The sequence below is a fragment of the Pseudomonadota bacterium genome, assembly GCA_010028905.1.
Taxonomy (GTDB): domain Bacteria; phylum Vulcanimicrobiota; class Xenobia; order RGZZ01; family RGZZ01; genus RGZZ01.
This window is the reverse complement of sequence record RGZZ01000575.1, coordinates 1-2,910: the sequence shown is the minus strand read 5'-3', so window position 1 is coordinate 2,910 and position 2,910 is coordinate 1. Positions and strand designations below refer to the sequence as shown.

Sequence of the window (2,910 nt, the reverse complement as noted above, 5' to 3'; positions counted from 1 at the left end):
ACGGCTTCGCTGTGCTGGCCCAGCAGGGGGGGCGGCAGGTCGACCCGCGCCGGCGTCTCGCTGAGCTTCACCGGATTGCCCACGAGCTTCACGGTTCCCGCCGTGGGGTGCTCGACCTCGGTCATCATCTCTCGCGCGGCCACCTGCGGATGGGCGAACACCTGGTCGACGGTGAGGATGGGGCCCGCGGGGATCCCGGCGACGTCGAGGGCGTCGAGCCAGTGCTGCTTCGACTGGGCCTCGAGCACGGGCTCGATGATGGCGTTGAGGGCCGCAAGGTTCAACACGCGAGCTGCATTCTCGGCGAATCGCGGATCGGTGGCCAGCTCGGGGTGGCCCACCACCGTCGCAAACGACTCGAACATTCGGTCGTTCCCCACGGTGACGTTGAACCAGCCGTCGGCCGCCTTGTAGGTCTGGTAGGGCGCGATGGACGCGTGGGCGTTGCCGTGGCGCGATGGTGTCTTTCCCGTATTGAGGAAGGCGGTGGCGATGAACGAGAGCAGCGATACCTGGCCGTCGAGCAGGCACACGTCGACGTGCTGCCCCTTGCCGGTGCGCTCGCGCGACAGCAGGGCCAGCAGGGTGCCCTGCACCGCGTAGAGGCCGGCCACCATGTCGGCCTGCGACACGCCCACCTTGTAGGGGGCGCCATCGGCCGGGCCGGTGAGCGACATGAGCCCGCCCATCCCCTGCGCCATGAGGTCGTAGCCGGGGCGCTCGCGGTCGGGACCGGTCTGACCGAACCCCGACACCGACACGTAGATGAGCGAGGGCTTCTGCGCTGACAGCGCCGCGTATCCCAGCCCCAGCTTGTCGGCCACGCCGGGGCGGAAGTTCTCGACCACCACGTCGGCCTTCAGCGCCAGGTCGCGCGCCAGGGCCCGTCCCTCGTCGGTCTTCAGATCGACGGCGAGGCTGCGCTTGTTGCGGTTGAAGGCCATGAAGTAGGTCGACTCGCCCTCGACGAAGGGCGGCCCGAATCCGCGGGTGTCGTCGCCCGCGCGAGGCTCCTCGATCTTGATGACGGTGGCGCCCATGTCGGCCATCATCTGGGTGGCGAAGGGGCCCGCGAGGATGCGTGACAGGTCGAGAACCAGCACACCTTCGAGGGGACGGGGGGCGAAGCTCATGACGTTCTCCTTCTGATGATGGCCCTGCGGATGCGGGCCGTGCTGGCGAGCCGGGGGGGCCGGCTCTTCAAGACGCGATGGCGCCGCTCAGCGCCGACGCGCAGATCACGTTGCCGAGGGAGCGGCCGCGCCGAAGGTGAAGCGCGAGCGGCGCTTCTCGGAATGGCGCTCGAGGGCAAGGGTCACGAGTTGGTCGACCAGAGAAGCATACCCCACTCCGGTGGCCTCCCACAGCTTGGGATACATGCTGATGGAGGTGAAGCCCGGCAGGGTGTTCACCTCGTTGAGATACAGCGCGCCGCTCTCGCCGTCGAGGAAGAAGTCGACGCGCGAGAGGCCTGCCAGGTCGAGGGCGCGGAACGCCTTCACGGCCATCTCGCGGATGCGGTTCGACAGCCCTTCGTCGATGGGGGCGGGGATGTGCAGCGACGAGGTGTTGGTGAGATACTTGGTGGCGTAGTCGTAGAACTCGGCACCCGGCACGATCTCGCCCACCACCGACGCCTTCGGATCGTCGTTGCCCAGCACCGCGCACTCGAGCTCGCGGGTGCTCGGCACGCCGCTCTCGCAGACGATGCGGCGGTCGTACTGGGCGGCCTCGGCGATGGCGGCCGACAGCTCGGCGCGGTTGCGCGCCTTCGAGATGCCCACGCTCGAGCCGAGGTTGGCGGGCTTCACGAACTGCGGATAGCCGAGACGCTGCTCGAGGCGCTGCTCAATCGCCTCGGGGTTGCGCTCCCACTCGGTGCGCAAGAACCAGTCGTCTGGTATGAGAGGCAGGCCGTTGGCCTTGAACACGTCTTTCATGACGATCTTGTCCATACCCGCTGACGAGCCCGTCACCCCCGAGCCCACATACGCGATGCCCGCCATCTCGAGGAGGCCCTGCAGGGTGCCGTCTTCTCCGAAGGTGCCGTGCAGCACGGGGAAGACCACGTCGACGTCGAGGCGCTTGCCCGTGTCGAGCGTGTTGGCGCCATCGCTCACAGCGACGAAGCCGTTGTGTCCGGGCTCGGCCACCAGGGCCACGCGGGTGCCCGCGGCCTGCTCCACCCCCTGCGACAGGGCGAGGTTCACGTCGTCGACAGCCACCCAGCGGCCGTCGTGGGTGATGCCGATGGGCACCACGTCGTACTTTGCGGGGTCGAGGGCGTCGATGATGGAGCGGGCGGAGCGCAGCGAGACCTCGTGCTCGCCGGAGCGGCCGCCGAAGATGACGCCGATGCGGATGCGTGCAGACATGGCTTTCTCCTGACTTCGAGACGGGTGGGCCAGACTTCGTTCGCCCGCATGTCGTTCCTGCCGTGGCTTCCGCCGAGGTCTCCAGAGGGTTGACGGGGCCGCAGATGGGTATGGGCAGGGCATGTAGAGGGTCGTCGATGATCGAAGGAGGGTTGCGCCATGACCGATTTCGCGCACCGGCCGGTGCTGCGCTACGACACGGCCGCCCGCATGGTGGCGGAGGCCGTGCGCGCCGCGCGGGCGCGGGGGCTCGAGGTTGCAGTGTCGGTGGTCGACGCGGCGGGCCATCTGCTCGCCTTCGGCCGCACCGACAACGCTCCGCTCCCCCGACACGATCGCAGCCTCGAACGCGCGCAGGAGGCCCTGGGCGCGGGGCGGGCCGCGCCCGCGGGGGAGGCGACGGCCCATGGCAGCCGGGTTTCCGAGCAGCCGAACGGGAGGTTCGGCCCCGCTTGCCCCATTCACCGCGCGTCAGGTGGAGCGGCCCTGGCGGTCGACGGCATGGTGGCGGGGGCGCTGGGCATCGACGGCCCGA

General features: G+C 69.3%; 3 protein-coding genes. 1 reads left to right on the top strand and 2 read right to left on the bottom strand.

Annotated elements, in window-relative coordinates; translation table 11 throughout:
* Positions 1-1,133, bottom strand: a 1,133-nt coding sequence (locus tag EB084_22990; GenBank protein NDD31130.1) for a CoA transferase, incomplete at its 3' end; no start/stop codon positions are given.
* Positions 1,134-1,238: 105 nt separating this feature from the next.
* Positions 1,239-2,375, bottom strand: a complete 1,137-nt coding sequence (locus EB084_22985; GenBank protein ID NDD31129.1) for a D-alanine--D-alanine ligase — start codon at positions 2,373-2,375, stop codon at positions 1,239-1,241.
* A 159-nt stretch (positions 2,376-2,534) separates the two neighbouring features.
* Here EB084_22985 and EB084_22980 point away from each other — a divergent pair.
* A partial coding sequence (locus EB084_22980) for a hypothetical protein (protein ID NDD31128.1) occupies positions 2,535-2,910 on the top strand: 376 nt, incomplete at its 3' end.